Source organism: Ensifer adhaerens, from assembly GCF_028993555.1.
GTDB classification, from domain to species: Bacteria; Pseudomonadota; Alphaproteobacteria; order Rhizobiales; family Rhizobiaceae; genus Ensifer; species Ensifer adhaerens_I.
In genome coordinates, this window is record NZ_CP118611.1 from 1,474,901 (window position 1) to 1,501,443 (window position 26,543).

The window sequence follows — 26,543 nt, forward strand, 5'->3', positions numbered from 1 at the left end:
GGTTATTCCGCAGCGGCGTTCGTCGCGGGAGATTGTGCTTTGAAGGCAGGGATCACGTCGCGTGCCAGCTCATCGATCACCTCGTCCAGGGGACGTCGAGAGGGGCGTAACAAGAGGGCCAAATGATCAACGCCCGCCTCCTCCAGCGCGCTCAAGTGTTCGAAAAAGGCTTTTCGTCCGGTGCGGGCGCCGAAGCGGCGTGGTGTCGGTTGCTCGCCCGGATCATCGGCGAGATCTAGGTGGAAGGCGCTTATGAAGGCCCCGCGAGGCAGACCGAGGCTCTTGCGAGCGGTGGTCCACTCACGCGCCTGCAGCGACAGCCGCTCCAGGCCGTTTGGATAGACGAAACGCCCCTGCATGTTCGCCGCGATCCAATCCGGGCTCTGCCTGCCCTGACCTGCAATCACCATCGGGATTTGTGGTTGAAGAGGCTTTGGGAGGAGTTCGAGGTTCGGTTCAATCCGCCCGTCCCCGATCGGCAATCCGTCGTTTTTCCACGCGTCACGTAGATAGGCGACAGCGCTCTGGAAGGCTTCTCCGCGACTTTCGAAATCGAGGCCGAGCAGCGGATACTCCACCGGCCGGTCGCCAGAGGCTACGCCGAGGATCAGCCGCCCGCCTGACAACCTGTCGACGGAAGCGGCGGCCTTGGCGACCATCATTGGGTGGCGCAGCGGCAGGACAACCGCCGCCGTACCGAGGGCAACATTCTTTGTAATCCCCGCGAGGAATCCCAAGTTGACAAAGGGATCGTAGACAGAGCCGGCATCTCCAAAATTGTTGGGATCAAAGACCGGCACATCCCGCATCCAGACGGCCGCGAAGCCTGAGCGATCGACCTGCCTAACCAACTCGGGATAGTGGGCAAGGTCGGGAACACCAAAAGGGCGACCTTCGGCGACACGCTGTTCTTCCCGTTCCGGCGACCAATCGTTGTCGAGGGGCAGCTCGATGCCAAGGGTCAGGCCACCGCCAGGCTTGCGGATCCGGTCAAGTGCAAGGAACTGACCGGCATTGAAAGTAGACATTGGGTTCTCCGGAATAAGGTTCGGTGAGAAACGCCCGGCGCTACGCGCGCCGGACGTGACGTGGATCAGGCAGCGTTCAGGACGGGAGTTGCACGCCGGTCCAACGCGCCGCTCCACATCGTCAAGAACAAGGCGACGACGACGAGGATCGCTCCGACCCAGGGAGTCGCCCCAAGTCCTAGCGGAGATTCGACAATCAAACCGCCGAGCCAAGCGCCGATGGCGATACCGAGATTGAAGGCGGCTATGTTAAGCGCCGACGCGACATCAACAGCGCCAGGACGATGTTCTTTGGCTAGCTTCACTACATAGAGCTGAAGGCCCGGTACGTTGCCGAACTGAAGGAAACCGAGGGCGACGAGCGTGATGATCGCGAGGATCGGAGAACCAGCGGTAAAGGTCAGGATCACCAGGACCGCCGCTTGAAGGATGAACAAACCGACCAGCGCCTTGACCGGATTGCTGTTGGCAATCTTGCCGCCCGCGATGTTACCGATGGCAATGGCGATACCGTAGAGCACGAGGATCAGGCTCACGCTTTGCTCGGAAAAGCCAGTGATTTCCTGCAGGATCGGAGCGAGGAAAGTGAACGCCACGAAGGTACCGCCATAGCCGAGGGCGGTCATGGCGAAAACAATCAGCAAGCGACCGGAACCAAGAACGCGCACTTGGTCAAGCAGGCTCGCCGGCGGCGCCTTTTTCAGGGTGTTCGGCAGAAGAGCTGCAATCCCCAAGAATGCAACTACACCCAGAGCGGCAACAGCCCAGAAGGTCGCGCGCCAGCCCAGGAGTTGACCGATGTACGTCCCGAGCGGAACTCCGGTGACAATGGCGACAGTCAGTCCCATAAACATCATGGCAATGGCCGATGCTCGACGGTTCTCCGGCACGAGATCGGCGGCAATGGTCGATCCCACGGAGAAGAAGACGCCATGAGCGAAGGCTGCAAGCACGCGGGCGACGAGCAAGAGCTCATAGCTCGGTGAAAGCGCCGCGATCGTGTTGCCGACAACAAACAACGCCATGAGGGCAAGCAAGAGCGGCTTCCTCTCGATCTTGCCCGTCAGAGCCGTCAGGACCGGCGCACCGAAGGTGACGCCAAGTGCATAGACGCTGACAATCAAACCAGCGAGCGGTAGGGTAATGCCGAGATCCGTCGCGACGGTTGGTAGGAGGCCAACGATTACGAATTCCGTTGTTCCGATTGCATACGCCGCAATCGTCAAGGCAAAGATAGCTAAGGGCATAATAAAGTCCTCTCGCCCCACGCGCGCGTGAGGTGCTTGGACAGCAGCGCTGTCGGTTGAAGGATTGCTGCGGAGCAATATGGCGAAGGAGGCTCCAGGTGATAATCCAGCGGGCCTGCCAAGAACCTTTGAATCGATTTCAAAGAACGAACGGCGCAACGTCCGCAGTGGTCAGCGGAGACGCCTCAATTGGAAATGCCGACGACGAATTCGCCCAGCATGATCATTTTGCCTTCACGAAACTCTCAGGTGTTATTTGCGTCGAATCGACAAAGATAATGTCCGTGGGGTCTCGACGAGGCGTGTCGATGGAGACCATGAACAACGGGTGCTCGAGTATTTCAGGCATGCCGTGGATCGTGCCCTTCTTGAAGAACAACATGTCGCCGGGACCAACGTCGAACGGAACTCGATCACCCATGAAGAAGCGGCCGCGTCCTGAAAGGACCAGCAGATACTCGTCGCAGTTCGAATGGTAGTGCGCAGGAGTCGGCTGGTAGACGCGGAACACCCGAGCGCTCGCCTCATCCTCATCTGTGAGTCGAGCGTCGATGAGCAAAGTCTCCGCGCTATCCGGAAAGCTCCTAGCGATCTCGTCAAGCTTGAATGCCGCGTGTGGGGCTGCCTCGACCAGCTTTCTGCGTCTTATTTCGATTGTCATGACGGAATGTTCCTCGCTTCGCATTTGAATGCGGAACAGATAGGCGAATTGCCCCCGGCCATTAGCGGCATACGGCGAACAAGACCTGCGAAGCGGATGAACAGATACCTCGGCTCTGCTGCGGCACTCGGGTTGTTGAAGCGCGATGGTTTGACACATGAGGCAACGTTCAAACTTGGCGCGCACGATCCCCCACTCGGATTGCACATGTCCACATGTTCTGTGGAGCCGTTTACGTGGCCAGAACTACGCCATCCCCAACGTTCACGACCACAAGATCAAGCGAGTTGGAACGCCGGAGGTCCGTCCGGATGTGCGCGGGCCTGGCTATGCTCTTGCGCGATTGCCCATATAAGCCTCCCTAACCTTATCATGGCTAAGAAGTTCCCGCCCGGTGCCAGATAAAACCATACGTCCGTTTTCCAGCACGTAAGCGTAGTCGGCAACACTCAGGGCCAGGTTGGCGAATTGCTCAACGAGCAGGATAGTGCGGCCCTCTTCGCGCAGCCGTATGATGATGCGATAGACATCTTCAACCAGTTTTGGCGCGAGCCCCATTGAAGGCTCATCGAGCAGGATCAACTCGGGCTCCGCCATAAGCGCCCGACCGATCGCCAGCATCTGCTGCTCCCCGCCAGAGAGGGTGCCCGCCGCTTGCGCCCGTCGTTCGCGCAGTCGAGGAAACCACGAAAAGATCCGATCGAAATCGTCCGCAAGCCTGCGCCGATCTGCGCGCGCCCGCCGGAACGCGCCGAGCCTCAGATTGTCCAGGACAGAGAGACTTGCAAAGACACGGCGTCCTTCCGGCACATGCGCCATCCCCAGAGCCGCCGTCTTGTGTGAAGGCATACTGGTGACATCGACATTCCGAAATTGCACACGCCCGGACGTGGGGGCAAGCATACCGGAGATCGCACGCATTGCAGTTGACTTGCCGGCACCATTTCCGCCGACGATGCACACGAGTTTGCCCCTCGGCACCGCGAGATCCACGCCTTGGAGGACATCGGAGCGGCCGTAGCCGGCAGAGAGTTTTTCGACGATCAACATGTTTCTTCCTTCACGCAACGGCGAGGCTGGTACCAAGGTAAGCATCCACCACTCTGGCATCGGCAGAAATGGACTGAGGTGGGCCTTCGGCGATCTTCTCGCCGAAGTCGAGGACAGTGACCCGATCGCTCAGCGCCATCACGACATCCATGTGGTGTTCGATCAGGACCATGGTGATCCCCGATCGCTTGATCGTTTCGAGGATCGTGACGAGCTCCTGCACTTCTGACGGGTTGAGACCGGCGGCGGGTTCATCAAGCAGCAGGATTGCTGATCCGGTCGCAAGCGCCCGGGCGATTTCCAACAGCCGCTGCTTGCCGTAAGGAAGGTTGCGCGCATTTTCCCCCGCCAAGCCGGAAAGGCCGACAAGGTCGAGCAGAGCCATCGCCACGGCGGTCTGCTCCACTTCCTCCCGTTTGTATCGAGGCGTAGCGAACAGCATGTCCAGGGCGCCAGTGCGGTAGGAACGATGGCGACCGACCAGGACATTTTCCAACGCGGTTAGTTGGCCGAACAGCTGAATATTCTGGAATGTCCTGGAAACACCGGCGCGCGCTATTCCGACGGTGGAGACGCCGTTTATCTGCCGGCCGCGGAGCCTGACCACACCTTTCGAGGGCCTGTAGATCCCGGTCAACACGTTGAGCAAAGTGCTTTTTCCCGCGCCGTTCGGACCGATCAGGCCATGAACCGTCCCCGCTTCGACCTCGACGGACAGGCTGTTGATCGCCGTCAGACCGCCAAAGGCAACGGTCACGTCGCCCAGCTCAAGGGCTTTGCCGCCATCCACTCTCATAACGGTTGTTGGCAAGGCATGGCCCGCTTGCCGGACGGTACTGATGGCAGCGGCGCGGCCGGTCCCACCCGGCAAGAGAGTGCCGACAATGCCATTTGGCAGATAGGTTATTGCCCCCAGCAGGATGAGGCCGAAAATAGTCAGCCGCTGATCGATCATCGAGGTTAGATGGAAGCTAAGAATCGTGACGGCAAACGTGATTGCGACCGGCAACCATACCCGCCAATCCGGTCGTCCTCGGCCCGACCGCCATACAGCGAGCACGAACAAGGTCAGCGTCGTGGTGACCGCAATCACGCGAAACGTCGTCATATCTGCGAGCAGATTGGGCAGCCAAACCGCCAGAACGGCACCGGCGAACGCGCCCGGTCGGCTTGCCCGGCCGCCAACGATGAGTGCGAGCAGGAAGACGATGGTCAGCTCGAAGTTAAACGATTGCGGCGTGATATAGAGCTCCGAAAACGCGTAGAGCCCACCAGCCAACCCGGTGAAACCCGCGCTGAGAGTGAAAGCCAGGACTTTGTAGCCAAAGGAGGAAATTCCGATGCTGTCGGTCGCGATCGCACTGGATTGCAATGCCTCGAAGGCGCGCCCGTAGCGTGACGAGATAATGCGTCCGACGGTGAGCCACGCCAGCGCGAAGACGCCGAGGGCAAACCAGTAGAAGCCGGGGCCGTCAAGAACGCTTGTCCCAAGTGCAGGTTTAGGCACGGCAAGGCCGCGTGCACCACCGGTGAGGTCGGTCCATTCATTGATAACGATGACGGCGATCGAACCGAACGCGAGCGTCACCATGGCGAAATAGGGACCGGCTGTCTTCAGCGCCGGGAAAGCAAGGACGGCGCCGAACAGGGCAGTCACCGCTGCCGCAAAACCAAGCGCGGGCAATAGCGACAAGCCAGCACCGGCAGCTGTCAGACCGGCCGCATATGAACCAATTGCGAACAGCCCGAAATGACCAAGCGAGATTTGGCCGACATAGCCGATGATGAAATCGAGACCCATGAGGGCGATTGCGAAGATCAGCACAACCGTCAGCATATGGACGTAATAGGCATTCGGGACTGCAAACGGAGCAGCGGCGAGGAGCAGAAGCCCGCCTAAAGAGAGTAGGGAGCGCTTCATGTCAGACCTTCTTTGATAGGGGTTTGCCAAACAGGCCCTCGGGCTTGAACGCGAGCGCAATAAGCAGGAAGAGGAGGCCGGGAACTTCCTTGTAGCCGGTGGACACGTAGAAGGCTGTCACCGCCTCAGCGATGCCGATGACGAGCCCACCAACCAAAGCGCCGGCACCGGAGGTCAGGCCTCCGAGGATCGCCGCAGCAAACCCCTTCAGCACGAGGACAAGCCCCATGCTTGCTCCCGTCAAGGTTACCGGAGCTATGAGGATGCCTGCATAGGCGGCGCTCGCGCAGGAGACTGCGAACGAACCGGCGATCACGGCCCGTGTGCTGATGCCCATCAACGCTGCGGCATCGCTATCGTCCGCGGTTGCAACAAAGGCCTTGCCGATCAGCGTCAGGCGATTGAGTGCTTCGATCACCAGCATCAACACCAACGCCCCTGCAACGATCAGGATCTCCATAGGCATGACGTAGGCGCTCGCGATCGACAACGGCACAGGCGGCAGCGGTGAGGGAAAGGGAAGATCCTCTTTACCCCAGATGTTCTCCGCAACGTTCTTCATGATGATGCCAAGGGCGATCGTCGAGAGGATCCACCCCTCAGTTCCAGCCCGTAGCGCAGGACGAACCGCGATGCGCTCGACCGCAGCGCCATAGAGCGCACCGAACATCATGACGACAGGGATCGCCATCCAGTAACCCAGGATGGGCTGCAGGCTCAGCCCGACAAGGGCACCGACGGCCAAGGCTTCCGCCTGACCAAAGTTCACAGTCTTTGACGTCACGTAGGTCAACTGATAGCCGAACGCGACCAGCCCATAGATCATTCCAAGAGAAACACCGCTGACGAGGACCTGCGGAAGCAATTCAAACATGACAATCCCCCTTGCCGCCGGGATCGGCCGGCGGCACTTGAGTACCAATCGCTGTTTCGGATCTGTTAGCGGCCGACGCGCGCCTTGTCGGCGTCATTGGCGAAGGCGACACGCCCCTCCTTCACCACTCCGACGACAACATGGGAGGCCTCAGTCGCCTCATGGTCCTGTGCGCTGAAGGGCGCGACATAGTCCGTGATCACCCCGTCGACGGGATCCTTTAGGCCCTCGAGAGCTTGCTTTATGGCTGCTCCATCAGCACCGTCACCAGCCTGGGCGATCGCCGCTGCAAGCAGAAGCATGGCATCGTAGGATTGGGCAGCCGAAGAAGGGCTTGGAAGTCGATCCACCTTGTAAGCCGCTTGGTAGGCCTTGATGAACCGCGTCCACGCCTCGCTGACGCCCTCGTCCTGAATGAAGGTCTGGGGCATGTAGACGCCCTCACCGTTCGCGCCCGCATTGTCGATGTAGTTGGACATCGACGAGTTCCAACTCGTCACATATGGCACCTTCCAGCCGATCTTGGCCATCGAGTTGGCGACCTGGGCCAGATCCGGGCCCAAGGCGTAGCCAAATACGGCCTGTGCGCCTGCCGCGCGCGCCTTGAGAAGCTGCGGCGTCATGTCGGGATCGCGAACGTTGAACTTCTCGGTCGCGACCGGTTGCACGCCAAGCTTGTCGAGTGCGACCTCGAGATCGGCTTGGCCCAACTGACCGTAGTTGGTCGAGTCGGCAAGGATTGCCACCTTGTCGACGCCTCGCCCCTTCACCATCAGCTCAGCCATCATCGCCGACTGGATGGTGTCATAGGCGCCGATGCGGAAAATGTAGTTTTCCGAATACTCCGGCGGCATGAACTGACGGCTGACGACGCTGCCCGTTGCCACGGGAATGATGATCGGTACCTTCGATTCCTGATAGAAACGTGAGGCGGCGATGGCCACGGGTGTGTTGGCGATCCCAACCGCTCCAACGATGCCTTCGCTGTTGATCAGTTCCTGCGCGATCTGCACACCGCGTTCCGGCTTGGATTCGTCATCACGCTCGATCAACTCGATCTGCTTGCCGTGAACACCGCCTTTGGCGTTGATCTCGGCAACCGCGAGGCGGACGCCGTCGCGGATGGAAACGCCGAGCGGCGCTGCACCACCTGTGAACGGACCGGTCAAGCCGACGCGGATTGCGGCGTCAGCAGCCACGGCGGTGCCTGCCCAGGCGACGCTCAGCGTCACCAGGAGAATGTGCTTCATCATCTTTCGTTCCTCTCTTTTGGTTATATCAGGCGCGGCCTCTTCGGGCTCTCTTGGCCTCAGCCCCAGTTCGCCGAACTGAGGAAAGGCGGAACACAGTCGAGTGTCGGAAAGACTGCGTTCGGGGCATAATCGGGCAAGGGTTTGCGGCCTGTACCTCTATCGATCCAGATACAGCGAAAGCCGAGATCTCGCGCCGCCGCCAAATCAAGGTGCGGGCTTGCGCAAATGTGGACGACGTCGCTGCGGCCAAGACCAAGGGCGTCGTGCGCGAAATCGAAGATCTGCTGGGTCGGCTTGTAGGCGCCCGCCTGCTGGGCGGTTACTACGCGGTCGATATGGCCGCCGAGCTGCGCGACATTGCCGGCTATGATATCGTCGTCGGTGTTGGAGACAATGCAGAGCTTGAAGCCTTGCGCCTTCAGTTCACCGAGGGCTGCAACGACCTCCGGAAACGGCGGCATGCGCGATATGCTGCCCGTTAGAATTTCGATATCGTCCGACGTGTAGGCAAGCTCGAGTTCCTCCATCGCCAAGCGCAAGCCCTCGCCCGCAACCACGCGGAAAGACTTGTGCGGACGCTCCGCCTCCAGCGCATGTTCATATTTGTCGTAAACCCGGATCAAGGTCTCGGGATCGACGTCGGATCCGGGATGTTTCGCCAGGATCTGTTCGACGGCAGCAAGCAGGCCCTCGTCCCACTGGATCAGGGTGCCATAGCAGTCGAAGGTCAACCATTCGGGCTTGGGTCCGGAAAGCATAGAAAGTCCTCTCGTTGAAAAGAATGCGGGCGGCCGCACAGGGGCCGCCCGCGCAAGAATTAGAACCGGGGCATGACGGCGCCTTCGGATGCCGGCGCCACATGCTCTGAGTAGAATTTCATGTAGCCGCGTTTGATCCTCGGTTCCGGAGCAACATAAGACGCCCAGCGCGCATCGATCACCGCCTGCGAGACATCCAGGTCGAGTTTGCGAGCTGCGAGGTCAATGTGGATCTCGTCACCGTCCTTGACTACGGCGATCACGCCGCCGCGCGCCGCCTCCGGGGTAACATATCCGATGGCCGGCCCATGGGTCGCACCGGAAAACCGGCCGTCCGTGACAAGGGCACAGGTCTCACCAAGCCCCGCCCCCATGAGCGCGGAGGTCGCGCCCAGCATTTCGCGCATGCCTGGCCCGCCCTTCGTGCCTTCATTGCGGATGATGATGCAGGTCCCGGGCGCGATGCCATCTGCGCGCATAGCATCGATCGCACTTTCTTCATCTTCAAAGACGCGAGCTTTCAGAACCGTCTTCCACATGCTCTTGGCGACGCCCGATGCCTTGACCACGGCCCCTCCCGGCGCGAGCGATCCCTTGAGGATGAAGAGCGAGCCTTCGGGCTCAACAGGATCGCTGGCGGTGTGAATGACCTGCTCATTCTCTATGACCGCCTCGTCGACGATTTCGCCAACGCTCTTGCCGCTCACCGTCGGCACCGACCGGTTCACCCGCTCGCCGAGCGCTCTCAACACGGCGGGTACGCCGCCGGCGTCGTTGAGTTCCGTCACACCCCACGGACCGGAGGGCGCAAGCTTGACCAGAGTTGGCGTCGTGCGCGATAGCTTATCCCAGGTGTCGAAAGACACGTCGACGCCGGCTTCCTTCGCCATCGCCATGAAGTGCAGCACCATGTTGGTGGAACCGCCGACAGCCATCCCAACCCGCATCGCATTCTCAAAGGCCTGCTTTGTCAGGATGGTGGAGGGACGAATGTCCTCTCGCACCAGATCCATGATGCGCATGCCGGTGTATTTCGCAGCCCGCAACTGGTAGTTCGAGCCGGCCGGCAACGTTCCGGAATGCGGGAGCGCCAGGCCAAGCGCCTCCGTATAGATGCCGGCGGTGTTGCCTGATGTCGCCGTGTCACAGGCGCCCGAAAAGGGGAAATGGTTGTCTTCCAGGCCCTTCAGGTCGGCAAGCGACAGCTCGCCTCGCAAATGCTCTCCGACGCCGTCATAGACGGTTTCGAGAAACACCTTGCGACCACGATAGCGCCCGACTGGCGTCGGCCCGCCGTAGATCATCATCGCCGGAAGATCGAGGCGGGCGGCGGCCATCACCATACCCGGCATGACCTTGTCGCCTGATCCGATGAGCACCATGCCGTCGAAGCGATGCCCCTCGACCATCAGCTCGATCATGTCCGCGACCACGTCGCGGCTTGGCAAGACGTAGCGCATGCCAACCGAGGCGAAGGTCTCGGAGTCGGTGACGTGGAAAGTGTTGAACTCGCATGGCGTGCCGCCGGCCATGCGGATGCCGGCTTTTACGGCATCAGCCACCTGGCGAAGATGAAAGTTCTCCGGAGAGAAGTCCTGGTAGGTGTTGACGACGGCAATCATCGGCTGCTCGAACTCCTCGTCGATCAGCCCGGCGCCCTTTGCCCATGCGCGCTGCAGCGACCGCTCCAGTCCCGTGAACTGCTTCTGGCTGCGCCTGCGCTTGTCGGTCTTGTCCATAACTCTTCCCTCTGTGTTTGATCCTCGCTGGATCGATAGGGAAAAGGTGTCACATCTAGTCGCATCTGTCAATCGATTGTCTGACAATCGACTATCATCGCAATGCCTGGATGTCTCGTCAGCGTCGGCTCAACCCCTGGGCCGTGAGCCAACGCCGACGCTCACTTCTGCGCAACCTTTGGGTAGTTCCAGCACAATCAGCCCCCGCTCTCGACCACTACTCTCCGCGGCACACGATGGCGTCCTTTATAGTGGCAAGGCCAGAGCGCTACTTCGACGAGCACTCAAGACTCGGCGGCCTTGTTTCCCTGTCTCCCGAAAGCTCGTTTGGGCACTCAGTGCGTGATTTTCGTGTCGGCAAAATAGCGAGCTGAAGACTCGGCAAGGTGGGGCCAGCATCGCGGCATGGCCAAAGACGCCACAGTCGAAAGGTCGGCCGATCCGCATTGGGACGATGCAAACACAATGCCTACGGCTATACGCGCACGCCAGATCAAATGCCGGATGACGCGCCTTGAACACGTGGTTGATTTACTTGGACGGGCAGGCATCTGGCACGTCTGTTACGCCTGTCCGTACATCCATTGCGTGAGCGACTTTCCGTAGAAATGCGTCGCACTGAAGAACCGCGAACTGATCGGTCCTTCAGTGCGAGCCACGTCCAAACCGAGGATAACTCGTGCGCCGAAACAGTCCGGCGCAGGGGCTAATCTCCCTTAATCGATTATCGGACAATTCACCTACGAGCGCCCAACTTCTCGAGGAAAAGGCAGCTTTTGGAGTTGAGATCAGATGGCGTATCGCTCGTCAGATCAGGAGGCCCTATTCCTGCGCCTCAAGGTGCGCGACAAGTTTTCCGCCTTCCTGTTCATTATGTTCAACGGCAGCCTGAACAGCCCGCTCGACATCGCCGGCGCTTATGGCCGTGACAATGGGTCTATGCTGTTCGATAATGGATGCTGGGTCCAAAAGCGCGTCGCTGGACGCGATATAGATTCGGATCTGCTGCTCCACCATCGCATACTGTTCCCCCAACCTTCGATGACCGGCTAGATCAATTATCGTGCGATGCAACGCAAAGTCGGCCTCGGCTATCCGTTTTCTCTTTCGACTTTTGCAGGCTACTTCTAGGTCCGAAAAAACCTCGTGAAGTCGCGCGATCGCGGGCGATGTCGTTCCCTTTTCCCGGATGCCAGTGGCCACAAGCTTCGAAGCCAGCGCTTCCAGGCTCGCCCTGAGCGTGTAGAGTTCCCAGGCGTCGTGCGCGCTGAGAGACATGACCGCCCAACCAGTGTAGGGTATCTGGTCAATCAGCCCTTCCTGTGCCAGCTGGTGAAATGCCGTTCGGATAGTGGCGCGGGACACGCCCAACTGTTCCGCCATGCGGATCTCCGTCAGGCGCGTGGCAGGCGGGATTTCCCCGTCCAGAATCCCTTGGCGCAATGCAGAGGCGGCCTGCACTTCGGCGCTCAGCTTCTGCACTTTTTTGATTTTGAATTCTGTAGTCGTAGACATCGCAAACCGTTAGCATAGATTGGCTATTGTCGACAATAGACTCATCGGCTGAAACGCAGGCCTCTGCTTGTTTGAGCGAGACCGATCCCCGCCTCTTAGGAGATGACGTTTCTCACGAACTTCACAGTCTCCTGTCCGGCATTTACGTAAGAATACACTTGAGCGGAGCTGTAGATCGCAAAGGTACCGGCCGGATAGTCCTTCCCGGCGTCCCCCAACATCAAGGTCAATACACCTTCAACCACAAATATCATTTCGTGCCAGCCTTGAGGATCAGGCTCAGCGTCGTAACGCTCGCATCCTCCCAGGGACCATAGCCACATCTGGGCCTCGCGAGCGGCTGGCGCGGTCCCAAGTAGAATACCCTCGCTTTCGGGCTCACGCCCTCTCCAAGTCACTTCCCTGATATCGGAGAACGACGTTTGCTCCGGATCCCTCACAAGATCGACGAATCCGGCGCCCATTGCAGCAGCAAGCTTATCGAGACTCGAAAGGCTGATGTTCGCGTCGCCGGCTTCTACTGCCACGATCATCCTACGACTTATCCCGGACGCTTCGGCAAGAGCTGCTTGGCTCATGCGCAACGCCTGACGCAGCCGTCTGAGATTTCCAGAAACGTGCGCGAGGACGTCACTTCGCGCTTGACTGTGCAGTATATTGCTCATATCGTCCTTCTACTCTTAACCGGCAGACTGTTCAACAGCGAAATCCGCCGCGCGTTTATCCAAACGCGGGATTGATCCTGTGCGTCCTAGGGCTGCCGCCATGTAACGGCGAGGTACTCAATGACGCAACCGATCGTTCTCAGTGAACTTGAGATCGCGACGCTCCTTCCGAAGGTCGACATCCGCTCTGTCCTGGAACGCATGTTCCGCTCCTTGGCTGACGGGAACGCCGTGCAACCGCCCCAGACGCTGAGCCTCTTCCCGGCCGACGCCGGCGACTTCATCACATACCTCGGCGTTCTGGCGGATGAGAGGGTATTCGGCGCGAAGCTGTCGCCATACGTCCCCGGCAACGGCAAAGAGCTGGTGACAGCATGGACTCTCCTTATGTCGATGGAAACCGGAACGCCGCTGCTTCTCTGCGATTCCAAGAAATTGACGACAGAGCGGACCGCTGCTGCTTCGATCATCGCTGCTGATGTGCTCGCTCCCGAGGAGGCTTCGGTGCTGACTATCGTCGGCTCAGGGCCGATGGGACTGGCGCATCTCCGCTACGCGGAAAGCATTCGCCCATGGAAGGAAGTCAGAATCGCGTCTCCTGAAATCGACACGCGCGAAGTGCCCCGTACGATCTCCAGCGAGGTCCTGGTCTCGAAGTCAACCAATGCCAACAAAGCCGTTCAAGGTGCAGACGTTGTGATGCTGTGCACCTCGTCCGGGACCCCAGTTGTCGATACGGCCGCACTGTCCAAGTCCGCGGTTGTCACGTCCATTAGCACGAACGTCGCCAACGCACACGAAGTCGACCCTGCCGCATTGCAAGACTTTGACGTCTACTGCGACTACCGGGCAACCACGCCCGCAGCCGCCGGCGAGATGAAGCTTGCCACCGCTGCCGGTCAGTGGAATCCCGATTCCCTTTGCGGCGATCTTGCGGAGCTTCTGACCGGACGCGCCAAAGCTCCCAGCCGCAAACGTCCGGCATTTTTCCGCTCCATCGGATTGGGCTTGGAAGACGTTGCCGCTGCAGCCGCGCTACTCGCCGCCACACGCGCGTAAAACATCACACGAGGAGAAGAACGTGAAAATTCGCAATTTCGGTGTGGAAATTTGGATGAACCATTACGAGACGAAGTGCGAGCTCAACCTTGCAGAAACGTGCGTCGAGTCTCTCACTGTCGCCGAACTGCTCGATATGGCCGGCATCAATGAAATCGCCCAACAAATTTTGCCGCTGAAGCTGACCTATGGCGAAATCGAAGGAAGCGTTCGCCTTCGGTCTCGTATCGCCGATCTTTACGAGAAACAGAGCGTTGAAAACGTCATCACCACCCATGGTGCGATCGGCGCAAATGCTCTCGTCCACCAGACTCTGGTGGAGCCGGGGGATCGAGTGATCTCCGTTCTTCCGACTTACCAGCAGCATTACTCCATTCCCGAGAGCATCGGCGCCGACACGCTAATTTTGAAGCTGACGGAAAAGACCGACTTTCTCCCCGATCTGGCAGAACTAAGGGAGCTTGCGATCCCCGGAACGAAGCTGATCGCGATCAACAATCCGAACAACCCGACGGGCTCTCTTATGGATCGCGCCTATCTCGAAAAGATCGTCGAGATCGCCAGAGCGTGCGGCGCCTGGATTCTCTGCGACGAGGTATACCGTGGCACGGATCAGGAAGGCGACACCGGAATGACCGTGTCGATCGCAGACCTCTACGAGAAGGGCATCAGTACCGGCAGCATGTCCAAGTCGTTCTCGCTGGCCGGACTTCGGCTTGGTTGGATCGTGGCACCCGCGGAACTGATCCATGCAGTCTCCATCCACAGGGACTACAACACGATTTCCGTCGGGATGTTGGATGACCACTTCGCGGCTATCGCGTTGGAAAGCAAGGACAAGATCCTTGAGCGCAGCCACCGGATCACCCGCACGAACCTCGCGATCGTTTCAGACTGGGTCGACTCCGAGCCTTTGATCTCCTGGATCAAGCCGAAATCCGGCACGACCGCGCTGCTGAAGTACGACCTGCCGATTTCCTCCGAGGAGTTGTGCATCCGCCTTCTGGAAAACACCGGCGTAATGCTCACCCCCGGCAGCGCGATGGACATGGAGGGGTATCTGCGCATTGGCTACACGAACGGAGAAGAAATCCTTCGCGAAGGCCTGAGGCGCATTTCGCATTTCCTCAAGGAAAGTGCCGCCTCGGCCGCCTGATTTCATCCATCCAAAGAATTCCTGCCGCCCTTTCAGAGGGCGGAGGATGCTTCGTTTCTAACAAAAGGGGAATCTCATGAAACGACTGACTATCGCCCTCGGCCTTTCACTACTCGCCACCGCCGCTTCGGCCGAGGATCTTCGCGTCGGCACAAGCGCCGACTACCCGCCGTGGGAATCCGTTGACGCCAGCGGAAACATCGTTGGCTTCGACAAGGACGTTGGCGACGAAATTTGCAAGCGCATCTCGGCGACCTGCACCTGGCAGAACCAAGCCTATGATGGCCTCTTGCCGGGCTTGCAGGTTGGCAAGTTCGATCTCGTCATTTCGGGCGTTTCGATCAATGACGAACGCTCGCAGAAAGTCGACTTTTCAGCAGCCTACGCGGATGCTCCGAACTCGATCGTCGTCGGCGCAGGCAACCATTCCGCCGATTCAAAGTCGGCTTCCGAGCTGAAGAGCTCACTGGCGAAGGCAGCGATCGGCGTACAGACCGGCACTACGCACGAACAAGTTCTCCGGGCAAATTTCCCTGATGCCGATGTTCGTGTCTACGACCGCCCAGACCAGGTCGCCGACGACCTGATCGCTGGACGCATCGATGCCGGCCTTATGGAGCGATCTGCCTGGGAGCCTCTCGTCAAGGATCGCGGAGCGGACAAGCTTATCTACGCAGGCCCGCTTCTTACCAGCGCTGACTTTCACGAATTCGGCAAGGGTCAGGGCGTCGCGATGGGCAAGGGCAAGTCCGACCTCAAACAAAAGATCGATGGCGCTATTCAGGCGATGCTGCAGGACGGAACCATCAAGACCATTTCCGAAAAGTGGTTCGGTTACGACGTCTCCAAGAAGTGACGTCCAGCGGGAGGCGGTATCCCGCCTCCCATTTCAGGAGAAAACATGCGTCCCTCCCCCGAAATTCTCGCCGCAGCAAGGCAAAATCTGACTGACCTTGTCGCTATTCCATCCGTAAGTGCCCGAGGCGAAGGCCTCGAACGATGTGCGCAAAGGGTCGAGGAACTGTTGTCTGAGGCGGGTTTCCAGACCGCGCAGTATCCGGGAGGCGTGGGTCCGTTTGTCGTCGGAGAAGTTGGTGACGGCCCCTTCACCCTGGTCATATACAATCACTACGACGTCCAACCCGAAGACCCGGTCAGTTTATGGACAGCACCGCCGTTCGATCTCACCGAACGGGATGGCCGCCTCTTCGGACGTGGTTCGGCCGACGACAAGGGCGAGTTCGTAAGTCGTCTTGCTGGATGGCGAGCGTTCCGGTCGCAATACCAGCAACCTCTGCCGTTCAAGCTCATCTGGATCGTCGAAGGCGAAGAGGAGATCGGCAGCCCCTCCCTCGTGCGGTTTCTCGGCGAAAGGTTCCCTGACACCAAAGCGGATCTCTGCTGGTGGGAATTTGGGGAAGTAGATAGATCGGGGCGGCCCATTATCCTAATGGGGTTTAAAGGAATCCTCGCAGTCGAGCTTCAATGCCGGACCGCGAAAACCGATCTCCATTCCAGTCTGGGAGCTATCTTCGACAATCCACTGTGGCGGCTGGCGGCTGCAGTGTCGTCCCTTCGTGACGCTTCGGGGCGCGTCCTTATAGACGGCTTCTATGAGGACGTGATCGCGCCCAACGCACGTAGCGCCAAGCTCGCCGCTTGGCCTCCATTCGCCCTCGAAGACCTTCAAGATGAGACCGGCGGACAGCGGCTTCTCAGTGGTGTCGACGCATCGTCATTCTACGAACATCTGAATTTCGAGCCATGCCTGAACGTAAACGGCTTTCATGGAGGCTATGGGGGTGAAGGGGCCAAAACGGTGCTGCCTTGCTACGGCAGTGCGAAGTTGGACTTCCGTCTGGCACCCGGCCAGCGTCCCGTCAGAATTGCGGAGTTGCTAAGACGGCAACTCGATAGAAATGGCTTCGACGATATCGAAGTGAAGATTTTGGATGCCGAAGTTCTCGGCGTACGGAGCGATCCGCTAAATTACTCCGTCGAAGTCGGAGCCAGGTTGCTCGAAAAGTGGTTCGGCCGACCAGCCGTGATCCAACCCAGTTCTGCGGCCTCGGGACTTGCCCATCCGTTCGTCCATAAATTCGGCGCGACGCTGTTCGGAGCGGGCCTGACGCACCACGGAGCAATGCTCCATTCCCCGGATGAAAATATCCTGATCGAGCACTTCGAAAACATGATCGGGTTTTCTGCAGAATTCTTCGCAGCTCTTAGCGAACGCGAGATCGGTGTTCCACGGGTGAGTGCCAATGATTGAAGCTATCTATCAATATCAAGATCAGCTTCTCCAAGGGCTTGTGATGACCCTTGGGGTCGCAGTCGGCAGCTTTGTTGTCGGCTTCGTGATCGCGGTTGCGCTGGCCCCTCTCGCGATCTACGGGCATCCGATCATTCGCCGGTTGATTGTCGGCTATGTGGGTCTGATCCGCGGACTGCCAGAGCTGCTGGTTATCTTTCTCATTTTTTACGGCGGCACGGTTCTCCTCACATATCTTGCGGGTAGTTACATCGAGGTGGATGCCCTGAGTGCGGGCATTGCCGCTCTCTCTATCGTTGCCGCGGCCTATTTGACCGAAATCCTGCGCGGTGCGTTGCTAAGCGTTTCCGCCGGGCAATGGGAAGCCGCGCTTGCGCTAGGCTTCCGGCGAAGCCGCGCCTTTCGTCTGGTCGTGCTACCGCAAATGATGGCTCGCGCACTGCCTGGCCTCGGCAATCAGTGGCTTGTCATCCTGAAGGAAAGCGCCTTGGTCTCTGTGGTTGGCCTCGAAGAGCTTATGCGCAAGTCGGTAGTTGCCGCCGGAGCCACCCATCAACCGCTCGCATTTTACCTCGCTGCGGCGGCTCTCTACGTCATGATCACCGGTGTCTCGACGGCCTTCTTAAAGGCATACGAGTCCCGCCTCACATCACATTTGAGGTGACAAATGTTTTCCCTGGACCTTTTCGAGCCCGCGTTCATGGCCATCAAGAATGGCTTCCTCCTGACCATTTGCATAACGCTCGCGAGTTTCGCCTTGGGGCAGGTACTGGCTCTCCCGCTAGCGCTCGCTCTGAACTCGGAACGACGGTCAGTACGCCTGCCCGCGTCTGCCTACACTTTCCTTGTGCGCGGCAGCCCGCTGCTGGTCCAACTCTTCATCATCTACTACGGACTAGGCCAGATCGAAGCCGTGAGACAAAGCTTCATCTGGCCAGTGCTCCGGAGCCCGATCTACTGCGCGATTTTGGCGATCGGCCTAAACTCCGCAGCCTATTCGGCCGAGCTGCTCGCCGGGGCAATCAGGCAGTTGCCGCGCGGACAGTGGGAAGCCGGGAATGCGCTCGGAATCCGCTATCGGGTGCTGCTGAGCAAGATCATCCTCCCGCAGGCCTACCGTGCTGTACTACCCGCGATCGGCAACGAACTGGTCCTGGTTATGAAAGGATCTACACTCGCAAGTGCCGTGACCGTCATGGAAATGACCGGCGCGGCCCGTGTCTTCGTTGCCCGAACCTACGCCCCGTTCGAGACCTTCCTCATTGCAGGAACGATCTATCTCCTCATGGGGGCGGTCTTCGGCCGAATTTTCAGATTTGTCGAAGTGCGGACCGCGGTTCCGGGGCGCTGACAACTTCGTCAGAGCAAGGAGAATTGAGTGCTTTGTAAGATCATGGGAATACCGCTCCAGGCTGGAGCGTCCTAACTTGGTTGCGAAATGGGACCAATGCCTTGAGGGTCGCGGGATTAGCGGAAGCCCTCAAGGAGTTGGGTCACGGCGTCGTCGACGTCGGCAACTTGCAGCCGATCGAACACTCCGGCTCAGAACATCCGAACAAAGCTGTGCTCGCAATGGACGAAGTTGCCGGCTGGACGGGCGCCGGCGCGCGGCTTGCGTATGAGGCAAGTGAGGACAGAATGCCCATATTCCTTGGAGGCTGGTACCGTTTTCGGAATGGCCAGATGTGCGGCGCAGCTTGACCGTCCCTTCTTCGTGCTCTGGCTCGACGCTCATACAGATTTTCACACGCTCGACACGACAAACGAGCGGAAACCTTCACGGTACTCCGGTCGCCTACTTCACGGGTCAGCTCACCACCGGTCAACGGCAATGCGGTATCCCATTTGCCGCTCTATCCGATCCCCTTAACGGCCGCTGCGAGTCCACACAAATAAGCGCCCTTCTTACTCAAACTGAAGTTCGTCGAACCCGACAAGCGAAGTCATGGCGACCCATAAATATTATTTCTTCCGGCGATATCGTCGGAGGTTAGCTGACGCAGTTGCTTGCCGGCATCTAGTTTCTCCTGCATCACCACCCCTTTCACGCTGACGTCACCCAGTCCCAAGCAATGGCCGAACTCGTGGAGCGCGACACTGAAAAGATCGTTCTCGTCCGCATCAGGGGTGCCATTTCCCACGTACCAAAACCTGTTCTTGTTGAAATGAATGACACACCCCGTCATCTCGTGCGTCTCTGGTACATTTTTCGGATCGGACACAGCCGCATCCCTCTGCGTAAATGTATCGAACACGACGTAATTTTTTGGCGTTTGTGCGGGGCAATCATCCTCGTCGAACACAAACTTGAGCTTTGCGTAGTTCCACTTCGCGGCCGCCTCCTTGATCCGTGCCGAGGCGCCGACGGGAGCTTCGTTCTCGCAAACCACGAAGTGGGTTTCGATGGGGTTGGCTTGATAGCTCCAATCCATTTCGAGCCACTTGTATGCGCGGGCAGGATTGGCCGTCATCATGAGCAAAACAACGGCCAGGGCACTGATGCAGTACAAGGCGCCGCGAGCGCGGTCTCCAAGTCTGTTTTGCGAACTCATTTATCTTCTCCTCAGAGTTCTTTCGCGGTTTCTGACCGGTGGCATGTCGAGGCAGATCATGCCAGCTCAGCCTTTCAAATGCCGTTTCACATTTCCAAGGCCCTGCCCCAATTCGCCGAGCAGCCGAGAAATGCGGCCGCGCCCGAATAGGAGGACAATGATTCCAAGCACGATCACCCAGTGCCAGACGCTGAAGCCACCCATCGAACTCCCCCTGTCAAAGATTAGGTTTTTTCAAGAAACGGCACACGCGCACTGAAGCGTGGTCCGGACTCAACGAACGTGTCCATCGCGAACATATCTCTCAGGGAAACCGGTTCCTTGCGGTAGGCTGCTGGCATGCGACGGTCGACCTCTTCGACGTAGGCGACGATACGCCCACGGCCGAGGTCATGGATTATTGACCTTTCGAGCTTGACGACGATCGACCAAAGAAGGTCAGCGTTGGCGAGAGTTGGTTCGACTTCAAAATGAAAGTCCTCATCTTTCGATCGACTGACGGTCCCCTGCGCCCCCTCGATCTTAGCCGGAACGCTCTCCAAGGGAGTACGAACAAGGCCGTTCTCCTCGTCATCAGCTTCGTGAAACAACGAAAGCTTCATCTTGGGCCGTCGAAGGGTGTCAAAATTGGCAGCCCATTGTTCGTCGGCGTCCGGCAGCAACTCGGGAAAGATGTCCTTGATGTCACGTGATCCAAGCCCCCTCACCTCGATTGAAAATTGGCGAATTGTGGCAGGCACGTTTTCAAAGAGCTCGATGATGTCGACTTGACGATTCGCCAGGAGCTGCATGGTTACGCTCGCGGGCTCGGACACCATAAGGTCGCGAGAGATCGACTGGCTCTGATATCGCACGACCCCGAACCGGACGAAGGGCTCGGAGGCGCGGTTGGGTTTGAGATCCACGTCCACGTACCACTCTTCGCGGTCGAGATCGAAGCACGGGACGTAGGTCAGCAGGCAAACCGCAAGGTACTCCGGAGCTGGCCCGTCGGCGGCGCGAACAGGCATCAGTGCCGTCGATACGATTTCTGGACGATGCGGGCCTGTCCCGAGATGCTTCAGATCCTCAAAGGCCTTCGGTGGAATGAAGTTCGCCTCTTGCTCCGTGGGATCCTTTCGAATTGGATCGCCACCCCACCGCGTTATGAAGCCGCCGCCAACACCAAGGTCAGAATCCTGAAAATCCCTGAGATAGAGCTTCCGCCCGTTCACGTTTATCTTATCCGCATCAACATCACCATTGTTGAGGGCCTCAAAGCCCGGCGGCCACAATACTATGCCAAGCCGCTCGCCTTCTCCGGAGCTGAACCATCCACGCCCCAGGTACAGCCTCGTGAGGGCGGTGCGTGTCACAAAGTGGTTCTCGCCGTCGGACCGGCGCGAGATGATGAAGGACGGCTCGGGTCGTCGTAGGTCGGGGACGGCCGGCCGAGCTGTGGACTTCATCCAGACTTCTGCAAAGTCGGTGTTCATGACAGCCTGATCCGTTCGCCTGAGTGGTTGGCGACGATAGAGCAGCTGCTCCTTACCCTGCAGATATCTCGGAGCGGTTTCGAACGCTGCCGCGTGTCTTGAGGTCGAAACAAGCTTCAAGGTGAGTTTGCGAGCTCGAGTATCCTTGAACGCATGAGGCAGCTCCGTCTTCAACACGCGCGTACGCCGCGTGACGTCCTTCGCGTTTTGTTCCATCGCCAATTGCGACGTGATCGGGACCGAGACGGCGGCAGCGGCAAAGAGTGGCGCTAGTTCGATCTGGGTGAATCGTCCGGCACTCGCACCAAACACCGGCTCGCCTGGGTTCTTTCCCGATGGAGTTGAGTGAAACTCCACGTTGGCCGGGGCCTCACAGGCTTTCCCGGTGTTCACAGGCAAAATGAGTTCTCCCACTGCGCCGTGAGTAGGCAAGTTTCCAATATTTAGGAGGGTTACCGACTGGCGGGGCAACGTGACGACGCCATCCGGGGCAACTCTGAAACCGACGACGTCCGTCGCGGAAACATAGGCCCGCTCGCCATCTTTGGTAGTCATCATCGGCCAGCGCCCGGAGCGTTGCGAGATGGAGCTGCGCGACCGCTCGCGGGTGTCCAACGGCGCCCCGTCGGTCGCCACGGTCTCCGCCACGATTTGGACGCTGTCGACAAGCGCGAGGTCGACCTCGACCTGGCCCTGCAGAAACAGACCCGTCGCGTTCACCTTGTCTTGTAGGTCCGGTTCAGCCACCTCTTCACAAGGGAGATCATAGTCGTGCCGGATGGCTTGAAGCGATGTCTTGTCACGCCATCTGGCAGGAAGAGCCGGCTTGTTTACGGCGTGGCACACCCTCAGCGTCGTGACCGCGGCGATCTCCTCGATTGGCCACTGGGTTTTCATGGCCTTTAGGAGCTTGGTAGCAACATCGTCGACCACGGCCTGCGATGGAACGATCATACCGCCAAGTCCGGTCATTTGCTGACATTCGACACCTGGAGAACAAGCTTCAGCGATCTTTCCGCCGCAGATCGAACTCAGAAGCGCGAGCTTCTTGGGATCCGCCCCTGCTGCCTTCAATTGCAGCGAAATTGTTTCCGGAACGGAGAAACGTCTGGCCAGCATCGCGGCGTCAGGTAAACAAGCGACTTCCAGATCATAGTCTTCGCCAGGATGAAGGGTGATCAGTACATGACTTACGCGCGTGCCCCGTTTCGGCTTCGTTGATTTGAGCACCCCGGTCTCGTCAATCCATGTTGGTCCCGCCACGACGGCGATATCGCCGATCTTCGTCGGATGTGCTGACCTCACTGTCTTCGAACTGCCGACAGCTTTCCCTACGCTGACGACGAGCGGCAGCACATCCGGATATCCTTGTGCGGTGAACGCGGGCGCGTCGATCCAATCTTCGAGATAGCGGTCGCCGCCCCGGATCCGGGCTCTTACCGTGTAGTGCGCGATCGCTGGATCCGGCAAATATCCAAGTCCGCCCTTCGGCGTCGTGTTGGTGCCGCCGGGTTCGAAGACTGGAATGCCCCGCTCTTTCAGATCCTCTGCAGAGCTGGCAACCGTACGGCGATAGACCGCGCCTTCGGGATCGAAGGTATCTCTTTTGCTGGTGATCGCGATGGGAAAGCCGCTGGATCGTGGCGCTTGAGTCGGTGACTGCGGGACGTGCATAGGTCTCGGTGTGAAGGATACGTCCAGCAGCCCGCCCCGACGAGTGCGGGACACGTCTCCCTTGTCAAACTTCCCGTGACGCACGACCAGGTCGAGCGCGGCTTCGGGAGCGACTAGGATGCGCATCGTACTCTCAGGCGTGGTGCGAGAGCTGCCCTCGACGTATTCACCTCGGATATCGTTGGCGTCGCTTATTGTCCCAAGAGGCGACGACGTGTCGTTCCACGACCGCACGATCGCCTGATCGGCCTGCTGATACCCCATGTGCAATGATTGGCTCTCGGCAAGATGCTTCGGCAACATCAGGACCGGGGCAGCTATGCTCTCGTGGCGAAGGAAACGGCGGGGGTGCGCCAGTTGCCCCGCAGCAAGCGGGAGTACGCTCAGTTCGTCGGTGGTGGCGGTCGTGTTTTCGTCGGAAGCGTCGGGCGCTCCCCCTCCGACGAACATGGAACGGCAGCGGCAAACGTAGGGGTAGCCGAATCTCAGTGGTGCGACGCGCAGTGGCTTTTCGTCAGGAAGTGAGATCGTACGATCGAACGGTAGAAAGCTCGGCAAGTCGACGCTCCCGGCGCCGGCATCGGTCAAGGCCCCCGCTGGCGTGCCGTCCCAGAGGAAGATCGCTTCCTCCGCGACTGCTTGTGTTCCGGCGTGCAAATTTGACCCCCTTGGCGGGGTAATCGGCGTCCAATTTTGACCCCCCTCAGATTTCATCTGACCATCCGGCTTTTTGCGGCGGATGGAGCGGGAGTTGAAGCGAGTGGATACGATTGCGCGTGTTCGACGGGCCTTCCATGTGCAGGGCTGGTCGATGAAGAAGATCGTCCGGGAACTCCACGTGTCGCGCAACACGGTACGCAAGATACTGCGTTCCGATGAGACCGATTTTACCTATGCACGAGAACGGCAACCGTTACCGCGGATCGGAGCCTGGAAGGCTGAGATCGAGCGGTTTCTGACAGCCAATGAGGGCAAGCCGTCGCGTGAACGGCTGACGCTGATCCGGATTTACGAGGAGGTTCGGGCACTCGGCTACGATGGCAGTTATGACGCGATCCGGCGATATGCCAAGACCTGGGCGAAGAACCGCGGAGCCGTGACGGCGGAAGCCTATGTACCGCTCTACTACGCGCCAGGTGAGGCTTACCAGTTCGACTGGAGCCACGAGATCATTCTGATCAACGGCGTGACGACGACCGTGAAGGTGGCGCATGTCCGGCTCTGCCACAGCCGGATGATGTTCGTCCGGGCCTACATGCGCGAGAGCCAGGAGATGGTGTTCGACGCGCACGACAAGGCATTCGCCTTCTTCCATGGCACCTGCACGCGCGGCATCTACGACAACATGAAGACGGCAGTCGAAGCCGTGTTCGTTGGAAAGGAACGACAATACAATCGCCGTTTTCTGCAGATGTGCAGCCATTATCTGGTTCACCCGGTCGCCTGCACGCCCGCATCTGGGTGGGAGAAGGGACAGGTCGAGAACCAGGTTGGTCTCGTGCGTGAACGCTTCTTCACCCCGCGACTGCGGGTCAAAAGCCTGGAAGAGCTGAACGTCTGGCTGCTCGATAAGTGCATCGCCTACGCCAAGGCTCACCGCCATCCCGAGCAGACCGAGCGGATGATCTGGCAGATGTTCGAGGCGGAGCGCGCCAGCCTGGTGCACTATGTCGGGCCGTTCGACGGTTTCCACTGCGTTCCGGCCTCGGTGTCGAAGACCTGCACCGTCCGCTTCGACAACAACAAATACTCCGTCCTCTCGACGGCGGTCGGCCGCCCTGTCGAGATTCATGCCTACGCCGAGAAGATTGTGATCCGGCAGGATGGCGTGAACGTCGGTGAACATCCTCGTTGCTTTGGCCGTGGCGAGACGGTCTACGATCCCTGGCATTATGTCCCTGTTCTGGCTCGCAAACCCGGAGCTTTGCGCAACGGAGCGCCGTTCCGGGAATGGGTCTTGCCCGCAGCGATGGAGAAAGTGCGCCGGCGGCTGAAGAGCGTCCATGACGGTGATCGGCAAATGGTCACCATCCTCGGCTGCGTTCCCACCGACGGTCTGGCGGCCGTCGATGCTGCCTGCCAGGAGGCTTTGGAGCACGGCGTCTGCTCGGCCCCGGTGATCCTCAACATTTTGGCCCGGAGCCGTGATCCGGCTCCGACCGCAACCCTGCAAACCCCGGATGCGCTGCGGTTGACCCATGAGCCGGTCGCCGACTGCGCCCGCTATGACAGCCTCAGGAGGGCAAGCTGATGGAACGCACACAGGTTCTCGAACTGATGAGTACGCTGAAGCTCTTTGGAATGCGTAGCGCTTACGACGAGGTCATGGGCAACGGCATCAAGCGGCAGCACGAACCACCCCGCATCGTCGGCGATCTCCTGCAGTCGGAGATCGCCGAGAAGCAGGCTCGCTCCATTCGCTACCAGCTCAGCATCGCCAAGCTGCCGCTCGCCAAGGACATCGACGACTTCGACTTCACCAATACGCCGGTCAATGAATCCCTGGTGCGGGAGCTGTCGACCGGCACCTTCGTCGCTGATCAGCGCAACGTCGTCCTCGTCGGCGGCACGGGAACCGGAAAGAGCCACCTCGCCATTGCAATTGCCCGTGCACTGATCCGCAACGGAACACGCGGGCGCTTCTTCAATGTCGTCGACCTGGTCAATCGGCTGGAAACGGAAACGCGCAGCGGCAAGCAGGGGCGGACGGCCGACTATCTCAACCGTCTCGACTTCATCATCCTCGATGAACTCGGCTATCTGCCATTTGCTCAGGCCGGTGGCCAACTGCTGTTCCATCTGATCAGTAGGCTCTACGAGCGCACCTCGATCATCGTCACCACGAACCTGGCCTTTGGAGAATGGCCGACCGTGTTCGGCGATGCCAAAATGACTACGGCGCTCCTCGACCGCCTGACCCACCACTGCGAGATCGTCGAAACCGGGAACGAGTCCTGGCGCTTCAAGAACCGCCCTCAAAGCTAAAGCCGAAGATGCCCGTCACCCGCACTTGGCCTACCCTCTGCATCCCCGGCCAGCGCCGGGCAGGCCAAGCGCTGATCTACACCACCAGGGGGTCAAAATTGGATGCCGATAAGGGGTGAATTTTGGACGCTGATTGACAGTTCGAACATGACTCGGAGAAAATGACCGTCTTGCTCTACCTCACAGGCCAGCCCCAAGGTCTCCAGATGCGGCCCCAGAGCTTCCTCAATTTCCAGCATCCGGTTCTTGATAAACATGCAGCACCCTCGGCTTTCGTTTCGTCGAGGTGATCGTCATGCGAGGACATGCATGGAACAACAACGGCCGGGCTCCCGCACTACCCGCCCAAGTGCGCGCCAAAAATCGGGAGGATTCGGGAGGCTCCTGCAGATCGGTTTGACCGCCATCGCCCTGTCGGGACTGTCGAAGCGCAGAATTCGCCGCGTTAACGATAATCAGATTTTTTTAAGACTCGATTTGACGCCCGCCCAAAACGGCGTCGAAATAGGTGCGAAAGACCGCCAATGGAGTCCATCTATGCGAACGACCCGAATACAAGGCCCGTCCCGGGCGATGGACGTCTAGTCATAGGATGGCGCCGGTCAGGCGCCTATTGGCCACCCGATCTCCTTCCCCCACGCGGAACGAAACAGGTACGT

Annotated in this window: 22 protein-coding genes and 2 pseudogenes; 9 read left to right on the forward strand and 15 right to left on the reverse strand. The window is 59.2% G+C overall.

Translation table 11 applies throughout. The features are described 5' to 3' along the window. Positions 1 to 2: 2 nt before the first annotated feature. The 11 genes from PWG15_RS26875 to PWG15_RS26925 all read right to left on the reverse strand — a co-directional run bounded on the left by PWG15_RS26875 (position 3) and on the right by PWG15_RS26925 (position 12,711). Entirely contained in the window at positions 3 to 1,028 is a 1,026-nt protein-coding gene (locus PWG15_RS26875; protein WP_275024566.1) for an LLM class oxidoreductase, read from the reverse strand. Between the two features lie 65 nt (positions 1,029 to 1,093). Beyond that, on the reverse strand, positions 1,094 to 2,275 hold the full coding sequence (locus PWG15_RS26880) for an MFS transporter (RefSeq protein WP_275027222.1): 1,182 nt from the start codon (positions 2,273 to 2,275) through the stop codon (positions 1,094 to 1,096). A gap of 223 nt (positions 2,276 to 2,498) precedes the next feature. Then, positions 2,499 to 2,936 carry a cupin domain-containing protein gene (locus tag PWG15_RS26885; protein ID WP_275024567.1) on the reverse strand — a complete coding sequence of 146 codons (438 nt, stop codon included), beginning with the start codon at positions 2,934 to 2,936 and terminating at the stop codon, positions 2,499 to 2,501. A gap of 327 nt (positions 2,937 to 3,263) precedes the next feature. Next, entirely contained in the window at positions 3,264 to 3,986 is a 723-nt protein-coding gene (locus tag PWG15_RS26890) for an ABC transporter ATP-binding protein (protein WP_275024568.1), read from the reverse strand. A 10-nt stretch (positions 3,987 to 3,996) separates the two neighbouring features. After that, positions 3,997 to 5,907, reverse strand: a complete 1,911-nt coding sequence (locus PWG15_RS26895) for a branched-chain amino acid ABC transporter ATP-binding protein/permease (protein ID WP_275024569.1) — start codon at positions 5,905 to 5,907, stop codon at positions 3,997 to 3,999. 1 nt (position 5,908) lies between these two features. Beyond that, entirely contained in the window at positions 5,909 to 6,781 is an 873-nt protein-coding gene (locus PWG15_RS26900; RefSeq protein WP_275024570.1) for a branched-chain amino acid ABC transporter permease, read from the reverse strand. A gap of 65 nt (positions 6,782 to 6,846) precedes the next feature. After that, positions 6,847 to 8,034: an ABC transporter substrate-binding protein gene (locus PWG15_RS26905; protein WP_275024571.1), complete on the reverse strand. Its 1,188-nt coding sequence runs from the start codon at positions 8,032 to 8,034 to the stop codon at positions 6,847 to 6,849. Positions 8,035 to 8,090: 56 nt separating this feature from the next. Then, complete coding sequence (locus PWG15_RS26910; protein ID WP_275024572.1) at positions 8,091 to 8,792, reverse strand: haloacid dehalogenase type II; 702 nt, start codon at positions 8,790 to 8,792, stop codon at positions 8,091 to 8,093. A 59-nt stretch (positions 8,793 to 8,851) separates the two neighbouring features. Then, positions 8,852 to 10,531 (reverse strand): dihydroxy-acid dehydratase, encoded by a 1,680-nt coding sequence (locus PWG15_RS26915; RefSeq protein ID WP_275024573.1) that lies wholly within the window; start codon positions 10,529 to 10,531, stop codon positions 8,852 to 8,854. 822 nt (positions 10,532 to 11,353) lie between these two features. Then, complete coding sequence (locus tag PWG15_RS26920) at positions 11,354 to 12,046, reverse strand: GntR family transcriptional regulator (protein ID WP_275024574.1); 693 nt, start codon at positions 12,044 to 12,046, stop codon at positions 11,354 to 11,356. A gap of 95 nt (positions 12,047 to 12,141) precedes the next feature. After that, positions 12,142 to 12,711: a type II toxin-antitoxin system RelB family anti-toxin gene (locus PWG15_RS26925; RefSeq protein ID WP_275024575.1), complete on the reverse strand. Its 570-nt coding sequence runs from the start codon at positions 12,709 to 12,711 to the stop codon at positions 12,142 to 12,144. 120 nt (positions 12,712 to 12,831) lie between these two features. Here PWG15_RS26925 and PWG15_RS26930 point away from each other — a divergent pair, with 120 nt between their 5' ends. From PWG15_RS26930 to PWG15_RS26960, 7 genes and pseudogenes are all read left to right on the forward strand, one after another. Next, complete coding sequence (locus PWG15_RS26930; RefSeq protein ID WP_275024576.1) at positions 12,832 to 13,770, forward strand: ornithine cyclodeaminase family protein; 939 nt, start codon at positions 12,832 to 12,834, stop codon at positions 13,768 to 13,770. A gap of 22 nt (positions 13,771 to 13,792) precedes the next feature. After that, the gene (locus PWG15_RS26935) at positions 13,793 to 14,926 is read left to right on the forward strand and encodes an aminotransferase (RefSeq protein ID WP_275027223.1); all 1,134 of its coding nucleotides are present in this window, start codon (positions 13,793 to 13,795) and stop codon (positions 14,924 to 14,926) included. Between the two features lie 76 nt (positions 14,927 to 15,002). Then, positions 15,003 to 15,782 carry a transporter substrate-binding domain-containing protein gene (locus tag PWG15_RS26940; protein ID WP_275024577.1) on the forward strand — a complete coding sequence of 260 codons (780 nt, stop codon included), beginning with the start codon at positions 15,003 to 15,005 and terminating at the stop codon, positions 15,780 to 15,782. Positions 15,783 to 15,827: 45 nt separating this feature from the next. Next, positions 15,828 to 17,198 carry a M20/M25/M40 family metallo-hydrolase gene (locus tag PWG15_RS26945; RefSeq protein ID WP_275024578.1) on the forward strand — a complete coding sequence of 457 codons (1,371 nt, stop codon included), beginning with the start codon at positions 15,828 to 15,830 and terminating at the stop codon, positions 17,196 to 17,198. Next, positions 17,191 to 17,862, forward strand: coding sequence for an ABC transporter permease subunit (locus tag PWG15_RS26950; RefSeq protein ID WP_275024579.1), 672 nt, complete (start codon positions 17,191 to 17,193; stop codon positions 17,860 to 17,862). The genes PWG15_RS26945 and PWG15_RS26950 overlap by 8 nt, the downstream gene beginning before the upstream one ends. Positions 17,863 to 17,898: 36 nt before the next feature. Beyond that, on the forward strand, positions 17,899 to 18,549 hold the full coding sequence (locus tag PWG15_RS26955; RefSeq protein WP_275024580.1) for an ABC transporter permease: 651 nt from the start codon (positions 17,899 to 17,901) through the stop codon (positions 18,547 to 18,549). A gap of 87 nt (positions 18,550 to 18,636) precedes the next feature. After that, a pseudogene (locus PWG15_RS26960) lies at positions 18,637 to 19,009 on the forward strand (arginase family protein); the annotation flags it as partial. Positions 19,010 to 19,141: 132 nt separating this feature from the next. On the opposite strand, the gene PWG15_RS26965 reads toward PWG15_RS26960, so the two are convergent. From PWG15_RS26965 to PWG15_RS26975, 3 genes are all read right to left on the reverse strand, one after another. After that, positions 19,142 to 19,750, reverse strand: coding sequence for a matrixin family metalloprotease (locus tag PWG15_RS26965; protein ID WP_275024581.1), 609 nt, complete (start codon positions 19,748 to 19,750; stop codon positions 19,142 to 19,144). A 66-nt stretch (positions 19,751 to 19,816) separates the two neighbouring features. Continuing rightward, on the reverse strand, positions 19,817 to 19,954 hold the full coding sequence (locus PWG15_RS26970; protein WP_275024582.1) for a twin-arginine translocase TatA/TatE family subunit: 138 nt from the start codon (positions 19,952 to 19,954) through the stop codon (positions 19,817 to 19,819). A 20-nt stretch (positions 19,955 to 19,974) separates the two neighbouring features. Then, positions 19,975 to 23,556, reverse strand: a complete 3,582-nt coding sequence (locus tag PWG15_RS26975) for a hypothetical protein (RefSeq protein ID WP_275024583.1) — start codon at positions 23,554 to 23,556, stop codon at positions 19,975 to 19,977. Between the two features lie 94 nt (positions 23,557 to 23,650). On the opposite strand from PWG15_RS26975, the pseudogene istA reads away from it, so the two are divergent. Both istA and istB read left to right on the forward strand, forming a co-directional pair. Then, positions 23,651 to 25,208: pseudogene (gene istA / locus PWG15_RS26980) on the forward strand (IS21 family transposase). Then, a complete protein-coding gene (istB, locus tag PWG15_RS26985) occupies positions 25,150 to 25,884 on the forward strand; it encodes an IS21-like element helper ATPase IstB (RefSeq protein ID WP_275024584.1) in 735 nt (244 codons plus the stop codon). The pseudogene istA and the gene istB overlap by 59 nt, the downstream one beginning before the upstream one ends. Before the next feature lie 92 nt (positions 25,885 to 25,976). Here the strand turns inward: istB and PWG15_RS26990 are convergent, their stop codons facing one another. Next, a complete protein-coding gene (locus PWG15_RS26990) occupies positions 25,977 to 26,141 on the reverse strand; it encodes a hypothetical protein (RefSeq protein ID WP_275024585.1) in 165 nt (54 codons plus the stop codon). Positions 26,142 to 26,543: the final 402 nt, after the last annotated feature.

What these genes read in the sequence shown, in the direction of transcription:
- istB (WP_275024584.1), top strand. Translation starts at nt 25,150, where the DNA reads ATGGAACGCACACAGGTTCTCGAACTGATGAGTACGCTGAAGCTCTTT.
- PWG15_RS26920 (WP_275024574.1), bottom strand. Translation starts at nt 12,046, where the DNA reads ATGTCTACGACTACAGAATTCAAAATCAAAAAAGTGCAGAAGCTGAGC.
- PWG15_RS26940 (WP_275024577.1), top strand. Translation starts at nt 15,003, where the DNA reads ATGAAACGACTGACTATCGCCCTCGGCCTTTCACTACTCGCCACCGCC.
- PWG15_RS26900 (WP_275024570.1), bottom strand. Translation starts at nt 6,781, where the DNA reads ATGTTTGAATTGCTTCCGCAGGTCCTCGTCAGCGGTGTTTCTCTTGGA.
- PWG15_RS26930 (WP_275024576.1), top strand. Translation starts at nt 12,832, where the DNA reads ATGACGCAACCGATCGTTCTCAGTGAACTTGAGATCGCGACGCTCCTT.
- PWG15_RS26905 (WP_275024571.1), bottom strand. Translation starts at nt 8,034, where the DNA reads ATGATGAAGCACATTCTCCTGGTGACGCTGAGCGTCGCCTGGGCAGGC.
- PWG15_RS26880 (WP_275027222.1), bottom strand. Translation starts at nt 2,275, where the DNA reads ATGCCCTTAGCTATCTTTGCCTTGACGATTGCGGCGTATGCAATCGGA.
- PWG15_RS26895 (WP_275024569.1), bottom strand. Translation starts at nt 5,907, where the DNA reads ATGAAGCGCTCCCTACTCTCTTTAGGCGGGCTTCTGCTCCTCGCCGCT.
- PWG15_RS26970 (WP_275024582.1), bottom strand. Translation starts at nt 19,954, where the DNA reads ATGGGTGGCTTCAGCGTCTGGCACTGGGTGATCGTGCTTGGAATCATT.
- PWG15_RS26890 (WP_275024568.1), bottom strand. Translation starts at nt 3,986, where the DNA reads ATGTTGATCGTCGAAAAACTCTCTGCCGGCTACGGCCGCTCCGATGTC.
- PWG15_RS26885 (WP_275024567.1), bottom strand. Translation starts at nt 2,936, where the DNA reads ATGACAATCGAAATAAGACGCAGAAAGCTGGTCGAGGCAGCCCCACAC.
- PWG15_RS26910 (WP_275024572.1), bottom strand. Translation starts at nt 8,792, where the DNA reads ATGCTTTCCGGACCCAAGCCCGAATGGTTGACCTTCGACTGCTATGGC.
- PWG15_RS26875 (WP_275024566.1), bottom strand. Translation starts at nt 1,028, where the DNA reads ATGTCTACTTTCAATGCCGGTCAGTTCCTTGCACTTGACCGGATCCGC.
- PWG15_RS26945 (WP_275024578.1), top strand. Translation starts at nt 15,828, where the DNA reads ATGCGTCCCTCCCCCGAAATTCTCGCCGCAGCAAGGCAAAATCTGACT.
- PWG15_RS26915 (WP_275024573.1), bottom strand. Translation starts at nt 10,531, where the DNA reads ATGGACAAGACCGACAAGCGCAGGCGCAGCCAGAAGCAGTTCACGGGA.
- PWG15_RS26925 (WP_275024575.1), bottom strand. Translation starts at nt 12,711, where the DNA reads ATGAGCAATATACTGCACAGTCAAGCGCGAAGTGACGTCCTCGCGCAC.
- PWG15_RS26950 (WP_275024579.1), top strand. Translation starts at nt 17,191, where the DNA reads ATGATTGAAGCTATCTATCAATATCAAGATCAGCTTCTCCAAGGGCTT.
- PWG15_RS26955 (WP_275024580.1), top strand. Translation starts at nt 17,899, where the DNA reads ATGGCCATCAAGAATGGCTTCCTCCTGACCATTTGCATAACGCTCGCG.
- PWG15_RS26965 (WP_275024581.1), bottom strand. Translation starts at nt 19,750, where the DNA reads ATGAGTTCGCAAAACAGACTTGGAGACCGCGCTCGCGGCGCCTTGTAC.
- PWG15_RS26990 (WP_275024585.1), bottom strand. Translation starts at nt 26,141, where the DNA reads ATGTTTATCAAGAACCGGATGCTGGAAATTGAGGAAGCTCTGGGGCCG.